Here is a 24,945-nt window from a genome sequence, read left to right on the forward strand (position 1 = left end):
CGTGTTGCTAGTCTTGCTTGCGTTGCCTGCGTTGCCTGCGTTGCTTGCGTTGCTTGCGTTGCTTGCGTTGCCTGCGTTGCCTGCGTTGCCTGCGTTGCCTGCGTTGCCTGTACTGCTACGCCGTGCTCAGCGCTTCTCCGTCAGGAACTTGCCCTGCGGGCCGCCCGCGTTCTTCTGCCTGCGCGTATTGCCATCCAGCCCGCCTTCCACCGCCCACTCGGCGAACATGGTCGGGCCCGGCTCGAAATCGCGCGGCTCCCAATCGGCATCCAGCTGGTCTTCATCGGCGTAGTACTCGATCAAGCCGCCGGCCGGATTCTTGAAGTACCAGAAATACGCTGACGAAATCGGATGCCGGCCCGGGCCGAGCTGCGTATCCCAGCCGCTGCGCGACACATGCAGGCCGCCGCCGAACACCTCGTGGATGTCGCGCACGGTGAAGGCTACATGGTTCAGCCCGCTCTTGGCCTGCGGCAACTGCAGCAGGAACAGGTCGTGGTGGCCGCCGTCCGGCGCGCAGCGCAGGAAGGCGCCACGGCCCGGATAATGGTCCGACGGCACGAAGCCCAGCTTCCCGGTGTAGAAACGCTCGGTGGCGACCACGTCCTTGACGAAGAAGACCACGTGCCCTACCTCGATCGGCGTGGCGCGTTCGTAGATCGGGCTGCGCTGGTTCATGCGCGGCTTGTCGTTCCACGTGTTCATCGCGGCGCACTCCACCTCGACCTCGCGCTTGCGGGTCAGCTGGAAGCGCACGGCCAGGCCGTTCGGATCCGTGCAGCCAACGCGTTCGCCTTGCTCGCCCTGCACGCCCTGCACGCCGTGCTCGCCCGTGCTGACAAAGCCCGGCTCGGCGCGGATGGCATCCGCGATCCGGTCCAGCGCAGCTTGCGTGTCCACGCCCCACACCACCTCGCGCAACGTCGGGCCGTCTTCCATTGCCGCCGGCAGTGCCGGGTCGTCGGTGCTGCGCACCAGCACGCGGCAGCCGTTCAGCGTCTCGAAATCCAGCCCGGCGGCATCCTCGCGCACCAGCGTGAGGCCCCAGTCGGCGAAGAAGCGCCGGCAGGCGTCCAGGTCGTCGGCACCGTAGACGATTTCGTCGATGCCCAGAATCGTGTTCATTACCCTCTCCTGCTGTGTCGCTTTTGCACCGTCCAATGTCGTCTCGCTCACTTAGTTGGCCCACGGCAGCGGTTGTTCATGCATGCCCCAGTACACGCTCTTTTGCTCCATGTACTGCAGGATCCCCAGTCGCCCCTTCTCGCGCCCCAGCCCGCTGTCGCGCCAGCCGCCGAACGGCGTCGAGATCGAGAACTGCTTGTACGTATTGATCCACACATTGCCGGCCTGCACCGCACGCGCAAAGCGCCACGCGCGCTTGTAGTCGCGCGTCCATACGCCCGCCGCCAGCGCGTACACGCTGTCGTTGGCCTGTGCGATCAGATCGTCCTCGTCGTCGAAGGCCATCGCCACCAGCACCGGCCCGAAGATTTCCTCCTGGCATACGCGGGCGCTGTTATCCAGCCCCTCGATGATGGTCGGCGTGTAGAAGTAGCCGTTCTCGCAGCCCGCCACCGCAGGGCGGATGCCACCCGTGCGCAGCTGGCCGCCTTCGGATACGCCAAGCGCCACATACGATTCGATCGAGTCGCGGTGGCGGTCGCTGATCAGCGGTCCCATCTGGGTGCGCTCGTCGGCCGGATCGCCCACGCGCAGGCGCGCCGCGCCCTCGGCCAGGCGGTCCATGAAAGGCTCATACAAGGAACGTGCCACGAACAGGCGCGAACCCGCGATGCACGATTCGCCCGAGGAACTGAAGATGCCGTAGAGCACGCCGTTGACCGCGTGGTCCAGATCCGCGTCGTCGAACACCATGGTGGGCGACTTGCCGCCCAGCTCCAGCGATACCGGCATCATCTTGTCGGCAGCGATGTGGGCGATATGGCGTCCCGTGGTGGTGCCACCGGTGAAGGACACGCGGCGCACCAGCGGGTGCTTGGTAATGGCGTCACCGATCACCGAGCCCTTGCCCGGCAGCACGCTGATGAGGCCCTTGGGCACGCCGGCTTCCTCGCAGATGGCGGCGAGTTCCAGCGCCATCAGCGGCGTGATCTCGGCGGGCTTGATCACCACCGCGTTGCCGGCGGCCAGCGCGGGCGCCAGCTTCTGCGCCTCGCTGGCGATGGGCGAATTCCACGGCGTGATCGCCGCCACCACGCCCATGGCTTCATGCACGCTCATGGTGAGGAAATCACCACGCGCGGGCGTGAGGGCCTCCTCCAGGGTTTCGCAGGCCGCCGCGAAGAACTGGAACGTGCCGGCGGCGCTGGCCACCAGCGCGCGCGTCTCGCTGATGGGCTTGCCATTGTCCAGGCGCTGGCGCTGAGCCAGCGGCTCGGCGCGCGCGCGGATGAGGTCGGCCACGCGATGCAGCACCGCGGCACGCTCGTGCGGCTTGCGTTGCGCCCAGCCGCTGGTGAGGAACGCGCGATGCGCGCCCTGCACGGCCTCTTCCACGTCGTCCAGGCTGGCCGCGTTCAACTCCGCGACGACCTCGCCGGTGGCCGGGTAGCGCGTGGCGTAGCGCTCGCCGCCGCCCAGGCGCCACTGGCCTGCGATACAGATGGGGAGAATCTCTTGCTTCATGATGATTGCCTTGCTGCCTGCTTAAATCGACATGGCGTGGGCACGGTTGCCCAGCGCACGCACCACGCTGAACACCGTCAGCGCCGAAGTCTTGGGGTTCGCCGCCAGCGGCTTGCCGCGCATGGTCAGCTCGAAACCACCGAAGGCACCGCGCGCTTCCACGTGGTGCACGTTTTCATCCACGCCCGGATCCGCCAGCAGCTTGACCTGCGTGTGGTCCAGCCCGAGGCCGGCCACCGACAACGTAGCCGCCACATTGGCGTTCTTCGGATAGAGCCGCGCGGCTTCGCGGGCGGTGCCCTCGAAGATCACCGTGGATTCGGTCAGCGCGTCGAGGTCGAACAGTGCCTCGGCCGGCGTGTCCTTCCACGCGCCGGGCGGCTTGCGCCCGGTGTAGACCACCGAGTCCAGCCCGCCCACGCGCGCTGCCGCCAGTGCGTCGATGGCACCGATGGCACCGGAGAGTAGCTGCACCTGCGTGCCGCCGCGCCGTGCCGCGGCTTCCAGCCGCTCGGCCAGGCCCGGCTCGGAGAGCGCGCCCACCGACACCACCATGCAGGCGATGCCACGCTCCAGCGCCGGCACGATGTGCTCCTCCAGCGCATGGTGGCCGGCGCACTCCACCAGCAGGTCAGGCCGTCCATCGGCCTGGCTCAGGCAGGTGGCAACCCGTGCGTGCGGCGCCAGCGCGGAGACATCATGGCGGGCCTGGTCCATCTGGGCCTCGGGCACCACCACCACGTCGAACACCACGTCTGGATCGCTCTTGAGCAGCTCGAGCACACCGCGCCCGATCGCTCCGCATCCCACCATCGACACGTGCAGCATGTTGCGTCTCCCTCAGGCGGTCACAGTGCTGCGTTCGGCCGCGCGTGCGGTCTTCTCAGCGTCGGCGTCAGCTTCCTTGTTGACCGGCGGGCCTGCGAACGCGGTCTTGAAAGTGCCGATGGACAGCATGTCGATCTCCAGCAGGAACGGGCCGGATTCGATGGTGGCTTCTTCCAGTGCGGCGCCCACGTCGGCCAGGTTGCTGACGCGGCGATGGCGCAGGGCCAGCGATTGCGACAGTTGCGCATAGTCCGGCGTGTGGAGGTCCACGTAGTGGCGCCGTCCGCCGTATTGCGCGTCCTGGATGTTCTTGATCACGCCATAGCCCTTGTCATTCATCAGCACGAAGACCACGTCGGCGCGCTCCTGCACGGCGGTAGCCAGTTCACCCAGGTTCAGGATGAAGCCGCCATCGCCGGCCAGGCAGAATGTCTTCTTGCCGGAAGCCGTCACTGCCGCGCCCACGGCGGCGCCGATGCCCATCGCCAGGCCCTGTCCGATGCCACCGCCCAGCGCATGCACGCCGGCACGCGAGTCGAAAATGCGCAGTTGGCGATTGCCCCAGGTGCTATTGGAGACGGTCACGTCGCGCACCCAGTTGAAATTGCGGCCGACCGCGCCTTGCAGCGCTTCCACCAGCGCCGAGTATGGGCCCAGGCCATCGATCAGGCCACTCATGGCGACTTCGTGCGCGCCGCGCAGGTCGGCGGCAAAGTTCGGGTCCACCTTGAGCTTGCCCTCCAGGCGGTCGGCCAGGCCATCGAGTGCCAGCGCTGCATCGCCGCTGGCGAAGTAGTCGCTCTGGTAGCAGCGGCCTTCGGCGGACGCATCGGCATCCACGCGGAACAGCGGGCGCGGCAGCTTCAGTTCGTACTTCAGCGTTTCATTGCCGCGCAGGCGCGAGCCCACCACCAGCATGGCGTCGCAGGTTTGATAGAACTGTTCCACCGGCTTGTGCAGGTTGAACGCACCCAGCGAGCGAGGATCGTCTTCGGCCACGATGCCGCGGCCTTGCGTGCTGGTGACCACGCCAAAGCCCAGCGCCATCAGGCGCTTGACCTGCGCGCCGGCGTGACGTGCGCCGCCACCCAGCCACAGCAGCGGGCGCTTTGCCTTGGACAGGCGCTCGGCCAGTTCGTCCAGCGCGTGGGCAGAAGGAACATGGGTGGGCACCGCCAGCGGGCGCAGGTCGGTTGGCATCGGGATCAGCGCGGCCTGGATATCGATGGGGATTTCCACGCTGACAGGGCCGGTCGGCGCGGTCAGCGCGGTTTGCACGGCGAGCTTGATGGTGCTCAGCGCGGTATCGGCGCTGCGGATGCGGAACGCGGCCTTGGAGATGGCCTTCAGCATGGTCAGCTGGTCCGGCGCCTCGTGGATGTAGGCCAGGCTCTGGTCCAGGTACGGCGTTTCGATCTGTCCGGTCAGGTGCAGTAGCGGCGTGCCGGCGGTCAGTGCTTCGACCATGGCGCCGGCGGCGTTGCCCGCGGCGGTGCCGGTGCTGGTCAGGCACACGCCCAGGCCACCGGTGGTGCGGGCGCAGGCATCGGCCATATTGGTGCCGCCGGCTTCGCCGCGCGCTGGCACGAAGCGGATCTTGCCGCGCTCGCCCATCGCGTCGAGGATGGGCATGTTGTGGATCGAGATCACGCCAAACGCAGCCTTGACGCCGCATTGTTCGAGGAAGGCGGCGATGGCGTAGCCCACCGTGACTTGTTGCTGTTCGTTACGCATGACGGGAAAGTCCTCCGGAAATATCGATGTGGCTGCCCGTGGTGTACGAAGACAACGGCGAGGCAAGGAACAGGATCGCGCGTGCGGCTTCCTGCGGCAGGCCAAGACGGCCAAGTTGAATATGCTTTTGCTGCGCCAGGCGCGCGGTCCACGCGGCCCAGTCGAGGTCGCGCTCGGCATCCGGGCGCGCTTCGAAACGTCGGCGCCACTGGCCCGACTCGACCAGGCCGAGCAGGATGCCGTTGACGCGGATGCCCTTGGGGGCGAATTCGGTCGCCAGCGAGCGCACCAGGTTATGCACGCCGGCACGCGCCGCGGACGTCGCCACCATATGCGGCTCGGGTTGCACGGCCAGCAGCGAGTTCACGCAGACGATGGCACCGCTGTCCGAGCGCTCCAGTTGCGCAAGGAACGCACGCGTGGCATGGATCACCGAGAAGAACTTGAGCCGCAGCTCTTCGAGCCAGGCTGCGTCCTCGGTGCTCGAGAACGTGGAGACGCGCCCCTGCCCTGCGTTATTGACCAGCATGTCGGCGGGGCCGAGCGCGGCCTCGCTGGCGGCGGCAAAAGCGGCTACCTGTGCGGGGTCCAGCACGTCACAGGCAGCGGCGTACAGGCGGGCATCGGGGAAGCGTGCGCACAGATGGCTTTGCGCTTCGCGCAGCCGCGCTTCGTCGCGGCCACACAGCGCCACGGCAGCGCGCGATTCCAGCAGTAGTTCGACGGTGGCCAGGCCAATGCCCGAGGATCCACCCGTGACGACGGCAACCTTGCCGTCGAGTTCAATCATGGACATCGTTCTCACTCCCGATACAGGTTGACCACCTTGCCGTGCTCGCGCGGGCGGTAGTCCAGCAGGCGAGACAGCTCGCCCGCGGTGTCTCTGACTTTCTCTTCCATCATGTCCAGTTGCTCCGGATCGATGCGCGAGGCCGGGATGGTCACGCCCAGCGCCGCCACCACCTTGCAGGTACGATCCCGCACCGGTGCCGCGATGGTCGAGATGCTGGCCTCGAAGAACGCTTCTTGCAGCACCACGCCGCGCTCACGGTCGCGCTGCACCATCTCGAACAGTTCTTCGACCGTACGCGGCGTGCTGGGCGTGAACACTTCCAGTTGCGGCTCCGGATAGAGCTGGCGCAACTCGGCCAGCGTCAGGTCTTCGAGCAGCACGCGTCCGAGCACGGTGGCGTGCGCCGGCAGGCGGGTCCCCACGGTGACCGAGCTGCTGAACGGCGTGGGCGCCACCGACTTGGCCACATAGACAATCGAGCGGCCGTCGCGCACGACCAGGTTGCACGGGTAGCGAATGTCATCACGCAGGCGATCCAGCAGCGGGCGCCCCAGCTCGGTGAGCTCCAGCGACGCCAGGTACTCGAAGCCCAGGCGCAGCACCGCCATGCCGAGGCGGTAGTCGCGGCCGCCGTCGGTGCGCTCGACAAAGCCCATCATCTCCAGCGTGGCCAGCAGCCGGAACACCGTGGAGCGGGGCACCTTGAGCCGGCGCGCCAGGTCGGCCGCCGACAAGGTGCGGTCGCGGCGGCTGAATTCAGCCAGCAGGCGCAGGCCGCGCTCCAGTCCGGGCACGATGTACTTGTCCTGGGTGTCTTCCGACAGGCGTTCTTGAGTCATGAGAGGTTCGTGTTTCACTGGATCCGGCGCACGGCCGCGGTTGCATTGGCGCGCCGGCTTCCCGCTTTTCAGCGCTTGACCTTGGTGAGCGGATGCTCGGGCGGGTACGTCGGCGTGATCGGCTTCTTGGCGCCGAGCATCACGCACATCAGCGCGTCTTCCTCGCCGATGTTGATCTCCTCGCGGTACACGCCGGGGGGCACCGAGACCAGGTCGCGGTCGGTCAGGATGGTTTCGAAACGCTCGCCGTCCTTTTCCAGGATCAGCTTGATCTTGCCGCGCATGACGAAGAAGACTTCTTCCACGTCCGTGTGCAGGTGCGACGGGCCTTCGTGGCCGGCCGGGATGATCATGGTCGAGAACGTGAAGTTCTCGGACGGCACGGTATTGGTGTCGGTGGCCACGCCGGTGCCGCCGGTGCCGAGGTAACGCATCTGCGCACGGCGGTACTTGGGATCGTAGTCGGCCTGGAACTTCAGCGCGTCCCAGTCGTAGCGGCGGGTGGAGAAGCGCGCGACGCGGCTCTCCATCCACTGGTCGAAGGAAGCGCCGGACGGCTGCTCCCAGGAACGCTTGATGTTGTCTTGTTGGGAAAGATCGCTCATTTGGATTCCTTCTAGCTCAGTGCATGACGAAGCCGCCGTTGACGGCCAGCGTCTGGCCCGTCACGAAGCGGGACAGGTCGGAGAGGGCGAACAGCACGGCCCCGGATACATCCTCGGGTAGCTGCTCGCGGGAGATCGCGCGTTGCTCGCGATAGAGGTCGCGCCTCTTCTGGGGCACGTATTCGGTTGCCTCTACCAGGGTCAGCCCCGGTGCGACGGCGTTGACGGTGATCTGGTCGTCGCCCAGCTCGCGCGCCAGCGAGCGGGTCATGCCGATGATGGCGCTCTTGCTGGCCACGTATGCCAGCAGGTTGGGCGCGCCCCACAGCGGCGTGTCAGACGCCAGGTTGATGATGGCGCCACGGCCCGAGGCGCGCAGCGCCGGCAGGCAGGCGGTGGTCATCAGCCAGGTGCCGCGCACGTTGATATTCATCACGCGGTCCCAGGTGGCGATGTCGATGGCGCTGGCGTCGCGGCCGCCGGAGTCTGTCACCGCGGCGTTGTTGACCAGGCCGTCCAGGCCGCCGAGCCCGGCCGCCGCAGCGGTGGCGCACGCGCTCACCGATTCGGGGTTGCCCAGGTCGAGCACGAACGGCAGCACCTTCAGTCCGCGGGCCTGCAGCGCAGCGGTTTCCTCAACCAGACGGTCCGCGAGGATGTCGGCCATGGCGACCGCGCCGCCGGCTTCGGCAATCGCGGTGGCAAAAGCCAGGCCAAGCCCACGCGCGGCGCCGGTCACCAGCACGCGCCGGCCAGCCAGCAGGTTATGGCGATCGATCTCAGGCATGGCTAGCCACCCCGCCAACCGGCTTGAGCATGGCAACGGGCTCGTCGGCCACTTCCTGGTCGGCACGGCGGCGCAGCAGGCGGCGCACGCGGGTGATGCCGACATCGTGCTGGTACAGCGTTTCGTGCTCGCGTGCGTTCGGCGCCATCATTTCCAGCACCACGCGGTCTTGCTCCAGCACGTCCCAGTGCAGGCCCTCCAGGCGGTTGCGGTACAGGAAGCGCCAGACATCGCGCTCCCAACCCTGCACGTGGCGGGTGCGCCAGAAGAACACCATGCAGTGCTCCTCATCCACCGGCGTGGCGACGCCAACGATGCCGAAGGGACCGCCAGGGCCCACCTTGGCGCGATAGGGGATGGCCAGGCGCAACCACATCGTGCCGGTTTCGCCGAACTCCACCCAGTCGAAGTTCACGCCGCGCTGGCCGGTCTTCTCGAACACCAGGCCGGTGTCGGTCTCGCGCACGGCCATCACAGCCTGCTTTTCGCCGCTGGCCATCGAGTGCGACACCGCGTGCAGGTAAGCGCCGTGCATCGGGTCCATGACGTTGTCGATGGCGTAGCGGTAGTTGCAGTCCCAGTGCGCCACGCACAGGAAGCTGGTGTGCTCGTCGCTTTCCAGTTCTTCCGGCAGGCGCAGCGCATCGGCCTGCGCCGGAGCGCGCTCACCGAACCACAGGAAGATGGCACCGGCTTTTTCCTGCACGGGGTAGCTGCGCACGCAGGTCTTGCCTTCGAGCGGGCAGCTGTCCACGGCCGGTACGCTCTTGACCTGGCCATCGCCACCCACTTCCACGCCGTGGTACCAGCAGGCCACGCGGTCGCCAAGGTTCCAGCCCATCGACAGGCGCGCGCCGCGGTGCGGGCAGCGATCTTCCAGCGCGTGCACCTGGCCTTCGCCATCTCGCCACAGCACGATGTTCTGGCCCAGGCGCGTAATGCCGACCGGTGCGTGCGTGACCGACCATGCGGCCGATACCGGATACCAATAGTTGTGCAGGCCGGTGTTCAGGCGCGCCTCAGCACGCGCTTGCTTGTTCGATTCCATTGTTTGCTCTCTTGCGGGTACCGGATCGGATCGCTCTTTCGAGGGGCGCCTGATTGCACTGCCCTTCGCGACGCAATCGCTTTGATGTTCTTGAACTGCGTGGTGCCTCGTTCAGGCGCCCAGGCGACGCATTTCGGCGAGGAAACGCTCTTCTGTCCAGGCCTGGCCATCCGCGCCCAGCAATCCCGCCTGGTTGAACGAACGCACGATGTCTTCCGGGCTTTTCGCACCCGATTCGAAGGCGGCCTCCAGCGCATCGCCCAGCGCGTCTTCATAGGCGGTGGGCATGGCGGCGCGGGTCTGCCACACGATGTTGGGCACCTTGCCGGGCTGCTCGATGTGGCCCTTGCCGGCGACATTGTTCGGAGCCGGACGCTCCCACGGCGCCAGATTCGGGTTGTATGCGAGGTTTTCCATTGCGCTACTCCTTTCCCTTTTTGCCAACCGGCTAACCCAGCGTTTTGTTTCACCTATAAAACGCTGATTTAAATACTGAACACAGACACCACTATAGACAACGAAACTTCAAAAATTGACTGGGGTTTACCCTTCGGATATGCCGATGCCACGAGAACGTGGCATCGGCATCGGCGCGACAGCCTGAGGCGGGTGGGTACGAGGCAGCAGGAAGGGGAAGGCTAAGCCGCGGCAAGCCCGCGGCGAATCCATCCCGCGACACGGCTGGCCTGCTCCACATAGCAGGCATGCCCGGCATCCGGGATCAACTCGAACGGCAAGGCAAAGCGCTCCGCTAGCGCCGCGCACCCGGGCGGCGGCGTCACGACGTCCAGCGCGCCGCAGCCAACCTGCGCCCTGACGCCCTGCCCCCGGCGCCCGAGGTAATCGTCAATGGCATCGCCGCACAGCATCGCCACCGCCTGCCGGTAACCGTCCGGATCCAGCCGGCGCATATTCCAGCGCACCCACGCTTGCATGTCGGCGCTGGCCGCGGCGCTCAGCAGGCGGCCGGGACCCCGCTCGGCCAGGCCTTCCACGCCCACCGCCGCCAGCGCTTCGAGCCGCTGGCGCGCCACATCCCTTGCCTTGTCCTCCTTGCCGGGGCCGCCGTATCCCTGCGCCGGGCTAAGCAGCAGCAACTGCGCGGGCAGCAGCGCCGGGCTAGCCTCGGCCACATAGGCGGCCGCCATCAACGCGCCGAGCGAGTGCCCCACGATCACATCGGGCCGTACGTCCAGGGCGCGCATCAGATCCTGCAGGCGCAGCGCGTAGTCGGCCGCCTTGGGCGCCGCGATGGGCAGGGCCTGCGAATTGCCATAGCCGGGCGCATCCCACGCAATCACGCGCGCGTGCGCCGCCAGCAGGCTTGCGCACGACAGCCAGGAGGCCGCGCCAGAACTGATGCCGTGCAGCAGCACCACCACAGGCCCGTGGCTGCCGCCGCACCGGTAGGCGAGCGGCGCGCCGCCGCGGCCGGCGGCTATGCGCCGCTCGCTGAAGCCGCTATCGAGTGCGCGGAGCAACGCTTCATCCGGCTGGAGTGCCCGCGTCGGATTATTTTGTTCCATATATGAAACTATAGTTTGCAAATAAAACTTAAGAAATATAGACCGCCTGAATCTGGAAATTGATCCGGGTTAACCCCCTGCAAAAAAATTCGGTCGGGCCCGGCTCTCCGCCGGCGTTGGCGCGCCCGCAAATCCCCTTTTTGGCGCCACGGCCTTGCGCAGCCTTGCATACCAATACAGGCGCGGCTCCCCGCCATGGCGGCCGCTCGCCCGCCCTCCTCGCCGCTGCGCAGCATGGCGCGCAGCGGCACCGTTCTGGTGCGAAACACGCGTCGCGTCTCCACATCACTAGGGATTACCCACCCATGTATTTCCCGAAATGACCAGCTATATTTTGCTTGTTGTTTCTTATGTAGTTTGATGTTTTACCTATAAAACACAAGAAGCAGGAAAGTGCGCCTTACGGTATGCATATACCCAGCTCGAAGATGGCCTGACGAAGCGCTGCAACGCCAACCAACCGACACGGCGGAAAAGGAAAAGGAAGAGGAAACGAACGATGAAACCTGGACGGATTGCACTGGCTGCCCTTGCAGCCGCAGTACCCATGCTGGCCTCGGCCCAATCGACGGTGACGCTGTATGGCGTCGTCGATACCGGCATCGAGTATGTGAACAATGTTGGCGTGGCGAAAGACAACTTGGCCCGCATGAACACCCTGACGGGCACGGTGCCGTCGCGCTGGGGCATCCGCGGCACGGAAGATCTCGGTGGCGGGCTCAAGAGCCTGTTTGTGCTCGAATCCGGATTCGCTCCCGATTCCGGCACCTCCAACCAGGGCGCGCGCCTGTTCGGCAGGCAAGCATTGGTGGGACTCTCCGGACCCTGGGGCCAGGTCGCCCTGGGCCGGCAGTACACCATGCTGTTCTGGGCCACGCTGGACCCTGACATCCTCGGCCCCAACGTGTACGGCTCGGGCTCGCTCGACAGCTATCTGCCGAACGCGCGCGCCGACAACGCCGTTTCCTACAAGGGCACGTTTGGCGGCTTCACGGTGGGTGCCACCTATAGCTTTGGCCGCGACACGGTGAACGCGGGCCCGAGCCCGGCCGGCGCCAACTGCGCGGGCGAGAATGCGGCTGACAGCAAGCAATGCCGCGAATGGTCGGCCCTGCTCCAGTACGACAACAAGTGGTGGGGCGTGGCCGCGGCCTACGACTCGCTGCGTGGCGGGCCTGGCGCGTTTGGCGGCCTGACCAAAAGCAACCTGACGGACGACCGTCTCTCGCTCAATGGCTACGTGCTGCTGTCCAAGACCAAGATGGGCCTGGGCGTGATCCGCCGCGACAATGACGGCAGCCCCACGCCGCGCAGCGAACTCTGGTATGCGGGCCTTGCATATGACATCACGCCGGCGTTCACGCTGGCCGGCCAAGTCTACTACCTCAAGTACCACAACAGCGACAACAAGGCGATGCTGTACGCGCTGCGTGGTACCTACGCCTTCTCCAAGCGCACCTCCGTGTACGCCACAGCTGGCTACATCGACAACGGCGGCCAGCTCGCCCTGTCGGTCAGCGCTGCCCAGACGGGTTCCAACCCGAAGCCCGGCGGCAACCAGCTGGGCACGATGATCGGCATCAAGCACACGTTCTAAGCGCCGGCGCGTCGCTGCGCGGCACTGGCTGGCATGCGCCGCGCAACGCGCTGCATGCCAGCACGAAGTCAATCTAGAGGCGTTTCCCCATGAAGCTCGCAACTCGCATTCTGTTTGCCGCCATCGCGGCCACGACTGCCATGATGGCAGGCGGCGCCGGAGCGCAGGCCTATCCCACCAAACCCATCACGCTGGTCGTTGCCTACCCGGCCGGCGGCGATACCGACGTGCTGGCCCGCCTACTCGCCGAGAAACTCTCGGGGCGCCTGCGCCAGTCCGTGGTGGTCGAGAACCGCACCGGCGCGGCCGGCACCATCGGCAGCGCATACGTCGCCAAATCGGCCGCCGATGGCTATACCTTGCTGGTCGCGCCCAACACCGTTGCCATCGCGCCGCTGGTGCTCAAGAACGGCACGGGCGCCAGCTATGACGTGCGCGGCGATTTCACGCCAGTGGCCCAGCTTGGCGTGCAGTCGCTGTTCGTGGTGGTCAACAAAGGCACGGGCATCACCAAGCTGCCCGAGCTGGTCGCGCGCGCCAAGGCGGGTACGGTGCGGACCTACGCCTCGCCCGGCAACGGATCGCCCATGCACATCCTTGGCGAGCTGTTCAACAAGGCCGCGGGCGTGAACATCTCACAGGTGCCGTATCGCGGCACCGCGCCGGCGGTGGTCGACGTGCTCGGCGGGCAAGTGCCGATGACGTACTCCACGCTGGGCGCGGTGGCGCAGTACATCGGCACGGGCGCCATCGTGCCGCTGGCCGTCGCGGACCTGAAGCGCTCGCCGTTCGCGCCGAATGTACCGACGCTCGCGGAGCTGGGCTACAAGGATGTGGAGGTGGGCGCGTGGCAAGCGCTGCTGGCACCCAAGGGACTGCCGCCGGAGTTGGTGAAAACGCTGAATACGCACATCAACGACATCCTGAAAATGCCTGACGTGGTGGCACGCATGGCAACCATCGCCATCACGCCCGTTGGCGGCGAGCCCGCTACGCTGAGCAAGTTGATCGCGTCGGACGCGACACGCTACGCCAAGATCGTCAAGGAGTTCGGCATCCAGGCCGATTGATGGATGCGCTGGCTCAGCCTGTGCAAGACGGCGGCGTCCGGCTTCCCCCGCGGAAACCGGACGCCGCTTGCTTTCCGGCGCAGCCTAGCGCTGCCCGAAACTGGCATCCATGAACAGGTCCTTGTACTCGCGCGGCTGCGAGCGCCAGTATTGCTTAGGCGCATGCACCTGCGCGCCAAGCTTGGCCGCCGCATGCCATGCCCAGCGCGGATCGTAGAGCATGGCGCGCGCCAGCGACACCGCATCAGCTTCGCCGCTGGCAATGATGGCTTGCGCCTGCTCGGGCTCGGTGATGAGCCCCACCGCGATGGTCGGCAAGCCCACCTCCGCCTTGACCCGCTGCGCGTAAGGCACCTGGTAGCCCGGCCCCAGCTTGATCGCCTGCGCTGGCGAAACGCCGCCGGTGGTCACATGGATGGCCGCGCAGCCACGTGCCTTGAGCGCGTTCGACAGCGCGATCGTGCCTTCGATGTCCCAGCCGCCCGGCACCCAGTCGGTGGCCGAGATGCGAGCCCAGACTGGCTGGTCCGCGGGAAAGGCCGCGCGCACGGCGTCAAACACCTCGATCGGGAACCGCATGCGGTTCTCCAGGCTGCCGCCGTATTCGTCATCACGCTTGTTCGCCAGCGGCGACAGGAACTGATGCAGCAGGTAGCCATGCGCCATGTGGAGCTCGATGCCATCGAGTCCGAGGCGGGCCGCGCGCCTGGCCGCGGCAACGAAATCGTCCCGCACCTTGTCCATGCCCGCGCGGTCGAGCGCCAACGGCGCATCCTCGCCCTCGGCGTGCGGCACGGCGGATGGCGCCAGCGTCTTCCAGCCTGACGGCTGGTCCGGCAGGATCTGGCTGCCGCCTTCCCAGGGCGCGCGGCTCGATGCCTTGCGCCCGGCATGCGACAGCTGTATCGCCAGCGCGATCGGCGAATGCGCCCTGACGGCCTTGATCACCTTGCCGAGCGCCGCCTCGTTCGCATCCGAGTACAGGCCGAGATCCCCCGGCGTAATGCGCCCCTGCGGCGACACGGCCGACGCCTCGATGATCAGCATCGCGGCGCCCGACAGCGCGAGCTGGCCGAGGTGGATCATGTGCCAGTCGCCAGCCGAGCCCTCCTCGGCCGAGTACTGGCACATGGGCGCGATCACGATGCGGTTTTCCAGCCGAAGATTGCCAATCGAAAAGGGTTGGAACAACGGGCTTTCACTCATGAGGGAGACTCCTTGCTGTCTGTGGCGCCGGCTTGCGCCAGGCATGGCATCCCATTCTAGAACGCCTGGTTTTTTTGCGTCGCCGCGCCATTTCAGTGCGCAGCCACCGCAAGCGGCGCGCGCCGGGTGAGGAGATCGGCGACCAACGCCACGCCCAGCGCCATGGCGCCGCACAGGAAGATCAGCGCGTAATTGTTATGGGACACCGTGAACAGGTACGAGTAGCCGTAGCCGCCAAGCGCCTGGAACAGCGCGAAAGCGGTGGTGGCGCGGCTCCACGCGGCGCGCTGCTCGGCATGGTCATGCGCAACCATCTCGTGAATGCGCCCAAGCACGAGCGGCACGATGCCGGGCGTGAACAGGCCCAGGACCACGGTGGCGACGCCGACCAGCACAGGGCTGCCCGACAACGCGAGCGTACCCACGGCAATCGCCTGCAACAGCAACGCAAGGCGATAGGCAGGGCCAAAGCCGATGCGATCGGCCACGTTGCCGCACACCAGGGGGCCGGCGATGGCAGCGACACCATACAAGACCCAATAGCCTGCGCCGATCTGCGCACCACGGCCGAGCCCGCGCGCCACGTAGTCGACCAGCAGCACCATGGCGGGCACAAGGCCCAGCGCGTTCGCGGCGTACTGGCCATACAGCACGCGCATGGCGGTGCTCGCACGCCGAGCCGGCCTTGCGGTCACGCTGGACGCCGCTACCGCCGGTGCGGCGCCCGGCCAACCGAACCAGCTCACGGCGGTGAGGATGGCCGCGAACACGCCCAGCCCGATCCACGTGTCCTTCAAACCCAGGCGCAGCAACTCCGGAATGATGGTGCCCGAGGCGGCGATGCCCAGCCCGAGCCCCAGGAAGATCATGCCGCTGGCAAAGCCGCGCCGCGCGGCCGGGATATGCGGCAGGACCGTGGTGGCGACCAGCACCATGATGGCGCCGCCGGACACGCCGGAAGCAAAGCGCCAGACAAAGAACCAGCTCACCGACAACGGGTACGCGCAGGCAAAGAACGCGGCGGTGGCAATCACCATCAGCAAACGCAGCGCGTTACGGTTCGACAGCGCCGTGGCAATCGGCCGGCCCAGCAGCGCGCCGGCCAGGTAGCCCGCGAAGTTTGCCGCGCCCAGCGTCACCGCCTGCGACGACGTGAACCAGTGCGCCTGGATCAGCGGCGGAATCAGCGGCGTGTAGGCGAAGCGCGCCAGGCCGATGGCCACCAGGCTGGCACACAACCCTGCGAGCGTGGCGGACAACGCGCGGGCATCGAGCGTCAATGCCGTGGGACCGGGGATGGTGGCTGTCTGCTCGGACATGGTGCATTCCTATGGATACGTGTGGTGTTTGTTATGCTCATGCAAGCTCATGCAGGCTCATGCCGTACGCGGTCCGGCGGGCAGCGGCGGCAGGCCCAGCAGGCTAAGCACCGGCGCAACGGCCGCCGTCAGCAACGCCCGTTCCGGCCTGACCCGGGCCAGCACGCGCACGCCGAGCAGCACCGCCAGCAGATGCGCAGCTGCATCCGCCGCCGGCACGGCCGCGGGAATCTCGCCGCTCGCCTGCCCCGCTACCATGCAGCGCTGGAAAAAATCCTGGATCTGGGCGAGTTCATTGGCGATGCCGCTCCGGCAGGCTTCGTCGCCGGGCGTGGACTCCACCGCCGCATTGACCAGCATGCAGCCGCGGCGCTGCACGTCCGCGACCGAGCGCTCGACGATCTCGCCAAAGAACGCCGCAATGGCATGCGCGGGCGATTGCGAAGTTTCCAGCCGGCCGATGCGCTCGCGCAGGGTACGGTCGAGGTAGTGCTCCAGCGCGCGCAGGAACAACCCGCGCTTGTCGCCAAATGCGTTGTACAGGCTGGGCTGCGTCAAGCCCGTGCACTTCACGAGATCGCGCGTGGAGGTGGCCTCGAAGCCATTCGCCCAGAATGCGTCTCCCGCTGCCTCCAGCACCTGCTTCTCATCAAATTCACGTGGTCGCGCCATGGTGGCTCCGGCTTGCCTGACTTGGGTCGGTTGGGGTGGATATATTCTGTATCACACGATACAGAACGCATTGTATATCAGTCGATATAGAACGCAAGACAAAAATGCGGGCAAGCGTGGGCAACGCAGGCGGCCGCCCAGATGGACGGCCTGCATTCCGTGATGAACAAGGGGAGCGGCGCGGGCGCCGGGAACTGCCGGTGCCGCGCAAGTGGACAGAACGCCCCGCCGTTGCGGCGGGGCGGGCGGCAATCAGCCCTGGCTGGCGGCCACCCGTTGCGGCCTGGACTGGCCGCCCGTGACCTGGCCGATCGCGGCGAGCACGTCCGCAATCTCCGGCACCACGCCACGCGCGCCAACGGAGACGGACTGCCCGGGCGTGTTAATGCCGAAGTGCTGGCTGTCGGTGACCGTGAACAACATCACCGACGGCTTGCCCAGCGCATCCGCCAGATGCACGAAGCCGGTATCGGTGCCAACCACGAGCGCGGCGGCATCCACGCGTTGCGCGCATTCGGTAATGGTCATGCGCGGCAGGACCTCGGCACCGGGGATCTCCGCCGCCAGGGCTTCGGATTGCTCGCGCTCCGCGGGCGAGCCCCAGGGCAACTGGATCTTGTAGCCACGCTCGGTGAGCGTCTTGCCGACCGAGATCCAGCGCTGCGCAGGCCATTTCTTGGCCTCGACGGAGGTCGCGTGGAACAGCATCGCGCGTGGCACGCCATCGGCATTGAGCGGTGCCGCGGGCGCGGGCACGCGCAGCGCGTAATGCTCAACGGGATCCAGCGCATAGCCAAGCCCGTTGGCCACCACCATGCGCATCTTGTGACGCGCGGTAGCGTCGCCATGCGGCCCGAAGATCTGCGTGTAGGCAAACACGGCGCGCGCCTCGCCAAGGTACTCGGCGGCGTAACCCAGGCGCCGGCTGGAGCGCGCCAGCCAGGCCACGATGGCGCTCTTGTACACGCCGTGCACATCCACCACCACATCGTACTTCTCGCGGCGCAGGGCCCACAGCGCGCCGATGATGGCACGCAGGTCGGCCCAGCTGCGGGATTTCTTGAAGCCGCGCAGCGGCGGCGCGATCACGCGATCCACGCCCACTGCCCAGCGCGGAATATCGGCACACGACGCATCGGCCACCCAGTCGATCTTTGCCTCGGGATAGGCGCGCCGCAGGTCGGACACCAACGGCAGTGTGTGCACCATATCGCCCAAAGAGGTGATCTTGATGAGGAGAATGCGTTTCATGGAAATGGAAAATCGGTTGCGGACGGATCTCGCTGGCTGGCAGCGAGGCCGTAGTATGCACCAGCCCCATGGGCGGCGCACCAATTTGCAAGCCGTGCGACGGCCCCGCGCGGCCCCGCACGGGATCCGCCCGGCACCCCTTTCCAGCCAACTCAGGCCCAGGCGCCAGGGCCAGCCACCACGGTGGCAAAGCGGTCATGCAGCGCCGCCAGCGAGTGACGGTGGATTTCCGCTGCCGAGAGCGGCGCCCCGCCCAGCGGGTCAGGCAGGTCGCGCGTGGCGCAGGCCGATGCCACCACCGTGCTGCGATAGCCATGATCGAGCGCTGAGCGCACCGTGGCGCTGATGCACATATGCGTCTGGAAGCCCGCCACGATCAGCTCCTTGCGCCCTAGCTTGTCCAGCATGGCCGCCAGCGTTGTGCCGGCAAAGCTGTTGGGCAGGCCCTTGACCACGGTGTGCTCGCCGCCAAGCGGCTCCAGGCCCTGGATGATGGTCGCATATGGGCCCTCGGGATCGAAGGCGCCGCCGCTGCCGGCCCGCCCGTGATGCACCACGTGCACCACCGGGCTGCCATGGCGGCGCGCCAGCGCCAGGAGTTCGCCGCAGGCCGCGGTGGCAGCGGGCATGCCCACCAGCGGGAGCTTGCCGTCGACATACTCGCGCTGGTGGTCGATCAGCACCAGCGTGGCGGCCTCCCACGCCGAAGGAAGACGGCTGGCGCCGGCGAGGTCGAGCAGGGTAAAGGGTGTGGTCATCATGGCTCCTTTTGCTTATGCATCACGTGATGGAAACTGCGTGGGGATGAACGGGTAGGCACGACGAGGGCGACTACCATGCAAGCGATGATAAGCCGCGCTATGCTGTTCGCCAATTCTCAACCGGCTCACATCCATTGTGCAAAAACGCTCACTCCACTGGGATGACCTGCTCACCCTGTCCACGCTGATCCGCACCGGCAACTACTCGGCCTGCGCCCGCGAGCTTGAGGTCACGCACGCGACAGCGATCCGCCGCATCCGGCGGCTTGAGACAGCGCTCGGCAAGCCCGTGGCAACACGCACCGATGGCGCGTTCGCGCTCTCGGCGGCCGGCCGCTCGGCACTGGCCGCGGCGCAGCAGATGGAGAGTTCGGCGCAGCGCTTGCTGCGCGAAGTGGAGGACGCCGGCAGCGGCGTCTCCGGCGTGGTCAGCATCGCCTGCACCGCCGCGCTCGGCAGCCACTTCCTGACACCACGCATGTTCGGGCTCTATCGCGCGCACCCGCAACTCGAGGTCAGGCTGGAAACGGACAACCGCATCGCCAGCCTGGCGCGGCGCCGCGCCCACATCGCGGTGCGGCTGGCGCGGCCGCAGGAAAGCGATGCCATCGCGCAGCGCGCGGGCAGCATGGGCTTTGGCCTGTATGCGCCGGTACGGCCCGACAACGCCGGCCCGTGGCGCGAGCAGGATCTCGACGGCGCGCCATTATGTGGCCTGCTGGACGAAGGCCTGGCGCTGCCGGAATCCGAATGGACGCGCACGCTGGCGGCACGCACGGGGTTCCAGTCGAACAACCTGCTGGCAGTGCGCGAGGCCATCCGCAACGGCTTGGGCATCGGCCTGCTACCGCACTACCTGGCGCGGGACGATGCCCGGCTCACGCTGGTGCGCGAGGTCCCGGAGGTGGTGCGGGAAATCTGGCTGGCATATCCACGGGAATTTCGCGGCGCTTCCCGGTTCCGGCCCGTGATCGACTGGCTGGCCGGGGCACTGCGGCAATGCCCGTGAGCCACGCAAGCAGTTGAAAACGCGGGGGCAGGCAGTATAGTTGCCTCAAGCATGCCCGCCCCCACGGGCTCGCGCACGGTGCTGTCGGCAGGCCGCCACTGGCCACCGATGGCACGGGGAGCTTCGCCATGGATCGGAATTCACCGGCAACGCTGGACGCAGGCGCACTCGGGCTGGGCGAATCCGTCGTCATGGGCGTAGCGGGTACGGCGCCCGCCTTCAGCCTGGCGGCCACCACCGCCACGCTGGTCGCGATGGTGGGGAGCCTGGCGCCGGCCAGCCTGCTGTATTGTGGCCTGATCATGTTCGGCGTGACGCTGTCCTACCAGCAACTGAACCGGCTGCAGCCCAGCGCGGGCGCCTGCTACACCTGGGTCTGCGAGATCTTCCATCCGGTGCTCGGTTTTTTCGCGGGCTGGACGCTGTTGGTGGCGTCGGCGGTATTCATGGTATCCGGCACCATTCCGGCCGCCACCGCCACCCTGCTCCTGCTCGATCCGGCGCTGGCGGAGCGCCCGCCCGTGGTGACCCTGGTCGCCGCAGGCTGGCTGCTGGCGGTAAGCGTGGTCGTGGTCAAGGGGGTCAAGCTGACCAGCTACACCCAGGTGGCGATGACGCTGGTCGAGGTCGGGGTGCTGGGCGCGATCGTGCTCGCTGCCCTGCTGCGCGCGCCACTGCCGCTTGCCCACCCGCCCTCGCTGGCCATGCTGTCGCCATTTGGCTTTACCCCGCAACTGTTTGCCAATGGAGCGCTGGTGGCGTTGTTCTTCTTCTGGGGCTGGGACGTGACGGCTAACCTGACCGAAGAAACGCGCGATCCGGCGCGTGCGCCCGGGCGCGGCGCCTTGATGGCGATGGTCATCGTGCTGGCACTGTTCATGGCCTTCGTCATCGCCAGCCAGGCCGTGCTGAGCGACCAGGAAATCCGCCGAGCCGGCACCAACGTGGTGTTTGCGCTCGCCGCGCGGCTGTTCCCGCGCCCGTGGGACTACCTGGCCGTGCTGGCCGTCATGCTCAGCACCGTGGGCACGCTGGAGACCTCGATCCTGCAATTCACCCGCACGCTCTACGCTAAAGGCCGCGATGGCCTGCTGCATCCGCGCTATGCCGAGCTGCACCGCACCTGGCGCACGCCGTGGGTGGCCACCGCGGTGATCGCCTCGTTCGGCTTGCTGCTGCTTGCGCTGTCGGCATGCTTCAACAGCGTGGGCCAGATCATCCAGGACTCGGTCAATGCCATCGGCTTCCAGGTGGCGTTCTATTACGGGCTGGCCGGCTTCGCCTGTGCCTGGCACTGCCGGCGCGGTAGCGCCCGCGCACCCGCCAGGCTGTTGCTGCTAGTGCTTTGGCCGGCTTGCAGCGCAGCGTTCCTGTGGTTCATCGGGCTGTACAGCATCCCCAGCTTCGACCTGGCCACGCGCGTGGTGGCCCTGGGCGGCATCGCGGTTGGCGCGGCACCGCTCTGGTTCAACCGGCGCCGGCGGCTCGCCGCGCGCGCAGCGCTCAGGGCCCCGGGCCCGTGACACGCCCCGGGGCCGCCCAGGCGGATACCGATGCCGTCAACAGGTCCGCCGCCGCCTCGATACGCTGCGGCGCGCCGAACAGCCGCGCAACCACCAGCCCGCTTTGCAGCGCGCCAAACACGGCTTGCGCCAGCGCCTGCGGCGGAATCGGCAAGGCCTTTTGCCGCACGGCCTGCGCGGTTTCCAGCAGGCGCGTGAGCCAGGTCTCGTGCAGGCGGTAGAAGTCCTTGAGGATGCGATGCACAGCTTCCGGCAGGAACACGGCATCCGTGGACAGCATGCCCACCAGGCAGATGGCGTCGCCACCCGCAGTGGCCAGCCAGGGCGCGAGGTAAGCGCGAGCCTGCGCGTCCACCGGCAGGCTGGTGTCGATGTCGCGCACGCGCTGCGCGTTGCGGGCGCTGTACTCCGTCACCGCCGCCTGCACCAGGTCCTCCTTGGAGGGAAAGTGATAGTGGATGCTGGAGGTCTTGACCCCTACCCGCTCGGCAAGGTCCCGATAACTGAATCCATTGAAACCCCGCTGCCGCACCAGCATCAGGGTGTGCTCCAGCAGTTGATCGCGTACGGACGGAGTCGTCATGGCATGCATCCACCCTTCGGCGGACCCTCGAGGCGCCGGCAATGGCAAAGAGCCGGTGTTACCGGCTCTTTGCATGTATCACCGCATTCATTGGATGACCGATTGATTCACAGCGTGTTCAGGCGTCGCGCGTAGCTCAGGCGTTGGCGCCTTCCGTGAACACGTCGAACTTGCCGGTACGTGCACCGTCGGTATAGGCATCCACGCTGCGAGCCGGGCTGCCCGACACACCGGTGCGATCCAGGCCAGCGACGATACGTGCGCCATCGGTGTACGGGTCGAACTTGCCGCTGCGGGCGCCGTCGGTATAAGCGTCAACGCTGCGGGCCGGGCTAGCCGACACACCAGTGCGGTCCAGGCCGGCTACGATGCGGGCACCGTCCGTGTACGGGTCGGCCTTGCCAACGCGAGCCCCTTCGGTGAACGGGTCGAACTTGCCGCTGCGCGCGCCGTCGGTAAAGGCGTCGGGCGTGGTGGTGCGGAACACGTAGCCGTACTTGTCACCCGAGAACGTGCTGTCCTTCGGGCCCGAAGCCTGGGCGGTACCGGCAACGAACGCGGCGGCAAGGGCGGCGGCGGTGATCAGGGTCTTGGCGAAGAGGTTCGAGGTCATGATGTTCTCCATTTGCATTTGAGGATCCGCGCTTGGGCGGAATCGAATCGGTACGCTTTGGAACCCTTTGCTTTTCTCGCCGTTATCTACCAGTAGATAGATAAGCTAGCCAAAAAAAACGGGGAGTCCCCGGGTGCTGCGCTGGATCCTCTTTCCTGCTTCAGCTTTCTTGCTGGGGCGGAGCAGCGGCTTCCATGTGCTGAATATTATCTACTGGTAGATAGATAGTCAAGGGATTTTTGGGGAGATCGCTTTTGTCGATAACGCATCACAAACCCCGGAAGAAAAAACGGTGGCACGAGGCCACCGTCCGCTACGCCATCAAGGATGACGCTTACCGCACCTTCCCTTCCTTCCACGCCTGCAACAACTTGTCATAGGCGATGGTCTCGCCCTTCGGCTTCTCGTTGGCCAGCTTCTTCCAGGGCGCGTGGTCGTCGGACAGCCACTTGGCGGGATCGCCCTTAGGGTTGAGCTTGGGCGCGCAGTTCGTCATGCCGGCGCGTTGCAGCCGCCCCATCACCTGGTCCATTTCCTCGGCCAGGTTGTCCATCGCGGCCTGCGGCGTCTTCTCGCCGGTTACAGCGGTCGCCACGTTCTTCCACCAAAGCTGGGCCAGCTTGGGGTAGTCGGGCACGTTGGTGCCGGTGGGCGTCCACGCCACCCGCGCCGGGCTGCGATAGAACTCGATCAGGCCGCCGTACTGGGCCGCGTTCTTGGTAAGGTACTCATGATGGATGTCGCTGTCGCGGATAAAGGTCAGGCCGGTGAGCGACTTCTTCAGCGATACCGTCTTGGACGTCACGAACTGCGCATAGAGCCAGGCCGCCGCGAGGCGATTGGGATCGGTGTTCTTGAAGAAGGTCCAGGAGCCAACGTCCTGGTAGCCATTCTGCATGCCCTGCTTCCAATACGGGCCATAAGGCGACGGCGCCATGCGCCACTTGGGACTGCCGTCGGCATTGACCACCGGCAAGCCCTTCTTGGTCATGTCAGCAGTAAAGGCGGTGTACCAGAACACCTGCTGCGCGATCTGCCCTTGCGCCGGGACCGGACCGGCTTCCGAGAAGGTCATGCCCATGGCCTGCGGCGGTGCGTATTTCTTCATCCAGTCAATGTACTTGGTGAGCGCATAGACCGCGGCCGGGCTGTTGGCGGCACCGCCGCGCGCAACCGACGCGCCCTCCGGCGTGCACTTGTCGGCGCCAACGCGGATGCCCCATTCGTCGACCGGCATGCCGTTGGGCAGGCCCTTGTCGGCGGCACCGGCCATCGACAGCCAGGCATCGGTAAAGCGCCAGCCGAGCGACGGGTCCTTCTTGCCGTAGTCCATATGGCCGTAGACTTTCTTGCCGTCGAGCTCCTTGACGTCGTTGGAGAAGAAGTTGGCGATGTCTTCGTAGGCCGACCAGTTGGTGGGCACGCCCAGGTCATAGCCGTACTTGGCCTTGAACTTGTCCTGCAGGTCCTTGCGCGCGAACCAGTCGGCACGGAACCAGTACAGGTTGGCGAACTGCTGGTCGGGCAGCTGGTAGAGCTTGCCGTCCGGCGCGGTGGTGAACTTGGTGCCAATGAAGTCCTTCACGTCCAGCCCGGGATTGGTCCACTCCTTGCCGGCGCCGCTCATGTAGTCGGACAGCGGCAGGATGGCGCCATAGCGGTAGTGCGTGCCGATCAGGTCGGAGTCGGAGATCCAGCCGTCATAGATCGACTTGCCCGACTGCATCGAGGTCTGCAGTTTCTCCACCACGTCGCCTTCCTGGATGATGTCGTGGTTGACCTTGATGCCGGTAATCTCCTCGAACGCCTTGGCCAGCGTCTTGGATTCGTATTCGTGGGTGGTGAGGGTCTCGGACACCACGCTGATCTGCGTCACGCCCTTGGCCTTGAGCTTGGCGGCAGCATCCATGAACCACTTCATTTCAGCAAGCTGCTTGTCCTTGGCGAGCGACGACGGCTGGAACTCGCTGTCGACCCACTTCTTGGCCTCGGCCTCGCCTGCCCAAGCGGCGTGGCCGCAAGCGAGCGCCGCTGCGCAGGCCAGCGCCGTCATGCCCAATTTCACGTGCACCTTCATTGACGTCTCCTCGAGAATCCCCCTCCCTGCTCTTTGTCTGGGTCGCGGCCCGGGGAAGGTGCAGGCCGCCATGCCCATTGACGAAAAATCCGTCGCTTTATTCTTGTCGGCTCAGGTGCGCGATCCGCATGCCGCTCAGCCTTTGCGCATCACCAGGCCCAGCGCAAGCATGGACAGCACCAGGCTGATCCAGATCGAAGGCTCCTCCGCCAGCGAGAACCACGCCATCATCTTCTCGCCCAGGCCCACCCACGCGAGGTTGATCCAAGCGGCGCACATCAGGCCGATGAACAGGCGGTCGCCGCGGGTGGTGGCGATGGGCAGGAAGCCCTTGCGCTCCATGGTAGGGGCTCGCGTCTCCCACATCGTCATGCCAACCAGCATCACCGCGACGCTGATGAAGAACACGGCCACCGGGGTGGTCCATACCATCCAGCTGAACATGGCATCCTCTC

Annotated in this window: 24 protein-coding genes; 4 read left to right on the plus strand and 20 right to left on the minus strand. The window is 66.5% G+C overall.

Annotation, left to right across the window (positions count from 1 at the left end; genetic code table 11):
* Positions 1 to 126 precede the first annotated feature (126 nt).
* From RR42_RS13655 to RR42_RS13705, 11 genes are all read right to left on the minus strand, one after another.
* On the minus strand, positions 127 to 1,125 hold the full coding sequence (locus tag RR42_RS13655) for a VOC family protein (protein ID WP_043347670.1): 999 nt from the start codon (positions 1,123 to 1,125) through the stop codon (positions 127 to 129).
* A 51-nt stretch (positions 1,126 to 1,176) separates the two neighbouring features.
* On the minus strand, positions 1,177 to 2,649 hold the full coding sequence (locus RR42_RS13660; protein ID WP_043347671.1) for an aldehyde dehydrogenase: 1,473 nt from the start codon (positions 2,647 to 2,649) through the stop codon (positions 1,177 to 1,179).
* Positions 2,650 to 2,670: 21 nt separating this feature from the next.
* Positions 2,671 to 3,477, minus strand: coding sequence for an aspartate dehydrogenase (locus RR42_RS13665; RefSeq protein ID WP_043347674.1), 807 nt, complete (start codon positions 3,475 to 3,477; stop codon positions 2,671 to 2,673).
* A gap of 12 nt (positions 3,478 to 3,489) precedes the next feature.
* Positions 3,490 to 5,211: a thiamine pyrophosphate-binding protein gene (locus tag RR42_RS13670; RefSeq protein ID WP_043347677.1), complete on the minus strand. Its 1,722-nt coding sequence runs from the start codon at positions 5,209 to 5,211 to the stop codon at positions 3,490 to 3,492.
* Positions 5,204 to 6,007: an SDR family oxidoreductase gene (locus RR42_RS13675; protein ID WP_043347680.1), complete on the minus strand. Its 804-nt coding sequence runs from the start codon at positions 6,005 to 6,007 to the stop codon at positions 5,204 to 5,206. Before RR42_RS13675 ends, RR42_RS13670 begins: the two co-directional genes overlap by 8 nt.
* Before the next feature lie 5 nt (positions 6,008 to 6,012).
* Positions 6,013 to 6,843, minus strand: coding sequence for an IclR family transcriptional regulator (locus RR42_RS13680; protein ID WP_043347683.1), 831 nt, complete (start codon positions 6,841 to 6,843; stop codon positions 6,013 to 6,015).
* Positions 6,844 to 6,911: 68 nt separating this feature from the next.
* Positions 6,912 to 7,448, minus strand: a complete 537-nt coding sequence (locus RR42_RS13685; RefSeq protein WP_006157660.1) for a cupin domain-containing protein — start codon at positions 7,446 to 7,448, stop codon at positions 6,912 to 6,914.
* Positions 7,449 to 7,464: 16 nt separating this feature from the next.
* Positions 7,465 to 8,235: an SDR family oxidoreductase gene (locus RR42_RS13690; RefSeq protein WP_043347686.1), complete on the minus strand. Its 771-nt coding sequence runs from the start codon at positions 8,233 to 8,235 to the stop codon at positions 7,465 to 7,467.
* The gene (locus tag RR42_RS13695) at positions 8,228 to 9,283 is read right to left on the minus strand and encodes an aromatic ring-hydroxylating oxygenase subunit alpha (protein ID WP_043347690.1); all 1,056 of its coding nucleotides are present in this window, start codon (positions 9,281 to 9,283) and stop codon (positions 8,228 to 8,230) included. Before RR42_RS13695 ends, RR42_RS13690 begins: the two co-directional genes overlap by 8 nt.
* A 111-nt stretch (positions 9,284 to 9,394) precedes the next feature.
* A complete protein-coding gene (locus RR42_RS13700) occupies positions 9,395 to 9,700 on the minus strand; it encodes a recombinase-like helix-turn-helix domain-containing protein (RefSeq protein ID WP_043347691.1) in 306 nt (101 codons plus the stop codon).
* A 221-nt stretch (positions 9,701 to 9,921) separates the two neighbouring features.
* A complete protein-coding gene (locus RR42_RS13705) occupies positions 9,922 to 10,809 on the minus strand; it encodes an alpha/beta fold hydrolase (RefSeq protein WP_043347694.1) in 888 nt (295 codons plus the stop codon).
* A 499-nt stretch (positions 10,810 to 11,308) separates the two neighbouring features.
* Here RR42_RS13705 and RR42_RS13710 point away from each other — a divergent pair, with 499 nt between their 5' ends.
* Both RR42_RS13710 and RR42_RS13715 read left to right on the plus strand, forming a co-directional pair.
* Positions 11,309 to 12,406 carry a porin gene (locus tag RR42_RS13710; protein WP_043347697.1) on the plus strand — a complete coding sequence of 366 codons (1,098 nt, stop codon included), beginning with the start codon at positions 11,309 to 11,311 and terminating at the stop codon, positions 12,404 to 12,406.
* Between the two features lie 89 nt (positions 12,407 to 12,495).
* Positions 12,496 to 13,476: a Bug family tripartite tricarboxylate transporter substrate binding protein gene (locus RR42_RS13715; RefSeq protein ID WP_043347699.1), complete on the plus strand. Its 981-nt coding sequence runs from the start codon at positions 12,496 to 12,498 to the stop codon at positions 13,474 to 13,476.
* Between the two features lie 84 nt (positions 13,477 to 13,560).
* Here RR42_RS13715 and RR42_RS13720 read toward each other — a convergent pair whose 3' ends face one another.
* The 5 genes from RR42_RS13720 to RR42_RS13740 form a co-directional block, all read right to left on the minus strand.
* Complete coding sequence (locus tag RR42_RS13720) at positions 13,561 to 14,682, minus strand: NADH:flavin oxidoreductase/NADH oxidase (protein WP_043347703.1); 1,122 nt, start codon at positions 14,680 to 14,682, stop codon at positions 13,561 to 13,563.
* A gap of 92 nt (positions 14,683 to 14,774) precedes the next feature.
* Complete coding sequence (locus tag RR42_RS13725) at positions 14,775 to 16,001, minus strand: YbfB/YjiJ family MFS transporter (protein ID WP_043347705.1); 1,227 nt, start codon at positions 15,999 to 16,001, stop codon at positions 14,775 to 14,777.
* 57 nt (positions 16,002 to 16,058) lie between these two features.
* Positions 16,059 to 16,673: a TetR/AcrR family transcriptional regulator gene (locus RR42_RS13730; RefSeq protein WP_043347708.1), complete on the minus strand. Its 615-nt coding sequence runs from the start codon at positions 16,671 to 16,673 to the stop codon at positions 16,059 to 16,061.
* 252 nt (positions 16,674 to 16,925) lie between these two features.
* Positions 16,926 to 17,924, minus strand: coding sequence for a lipopolysaccharide heptosyltransferase I (gene waaC, locus RR42_RS13735; protein WP_043347711.1), 999 nt, complete (start codon positions 17,922 to 17,924; stop codon positions 16,926 to 16,928).
* 152 nt (positions 17,925 to 18,076) lie between these two features.
* Positions 18,077 to 18,682 (minus strand): cysteine hydrolase family protein, encoded by a 606-nt coding sequence (locus RR42_RS13740; RefSeq protein ID WP_043352082.1) that lies wholly within the window; start codon positions 18,680 to 18,682, stop codon positions 18,077 to 18,079.
* 139 nt (positions 18,683 to 18,821) lie between these two features.
* Here RR42_RS13740 and RR42_RS13745 point away from each other — a divergent pair, with 139 nt between their 5' ends.
* Together RR42_RS13745 and RR42_RS13750 are read left to right on the plus strand one after the other, a co-directional pair.
* Positions 18,822 to 19,694 carry a LysR family transcriptional regulator gene (locus tag RR42_RS13745; protein ID WP_043347715.1) on the plus strand — a complete coding sequence of 291 codons (873 nt, stop codon included), beginning with the start codon at positions 18,822 to 18,824 and terminating at the stop codon, positions 19,692 to 19,694.
* 128 nt (positions 19,695 to 19,822) lie between these two features.
* A complete protein-coding gene (locus RR42_RS13750) occupies positions 19,823 to 21,217 on the plus strand; it encodes an APC family permease (RefSeq protein WP_043347719.1) in 1,395 nt (464 codons plus the stop codon).
* On the opposite strand, the gene RR42_RS13755 is transcribed toward RR42_RS13750, so the two are convergent.
* From RR42_RS13755 to RR42_RS13770, 4 genes are all read right to left on the minus strand, one after another.
* The gene (locus RR42_RS13755; RefSeq protein ID WP_052494803.1) at positions 21,198 to 21,800 is read right to left on the minus strand and encodes a TetR/AcrR family transcriptional regulator; all 603 of its coding nucleotides are present in this window, start codon (positions 21,798 to 21,800) and stop codon (positions 21,198 to 21,200) included. The two genes, RR42_RS13750 and RR42_RS13755, sit on opposite strands and share 20 nt — an antisense overlap.
* A gap of 136 nt (positions 21,801 to 21,936) precedes the next feature.
* A complete protein-coding gene (locus RR42_RS13760) occupies positions 21,937 to 22,413 on the minus strand; it encodes a hypothetical protein (RefSeq protein ID WP_043352085.1) in 477 nt (158 codons plus the stop codon).
* A gap of 334 nt (positions 22,414 to 22,747) precedes the next feature.
* Positions 22,748 to 24,478 (minus strand): ABC transporter substrate-binding protein, encoded by a 1,731-nt coding sequence (locus tag RR42_RS13765; protein ID WP_043352086.1) that lies wholly within the window; start codon positions 24,476 to 24,478, stop codon positions 22,748 to 22,750.
* 147 nt (positions 24,479 to 24,625) lie between these two features.
* Entirely contained in the window at positions 24,626 to 24,934 is a 309-nt protein-coding gene (locus tag RR42_RS13770) for a DUF2160 domain-containing protein (protein WP_043347723.1), read from the minus strand.
* Positions 24,935 to 24,945: the final 11 nt, after the last annotated feature.

Source organism: Cupriavidus basilensis, assembly GCF_000832305.1.
Classification (GTDB): domain Bacteria; phylum Pseudomonadota; class Gammaproteobacteria; order Burkholderiales; family Burkholderiaceae; genus Cupriavidus; species Cupriavidus basilensis_F.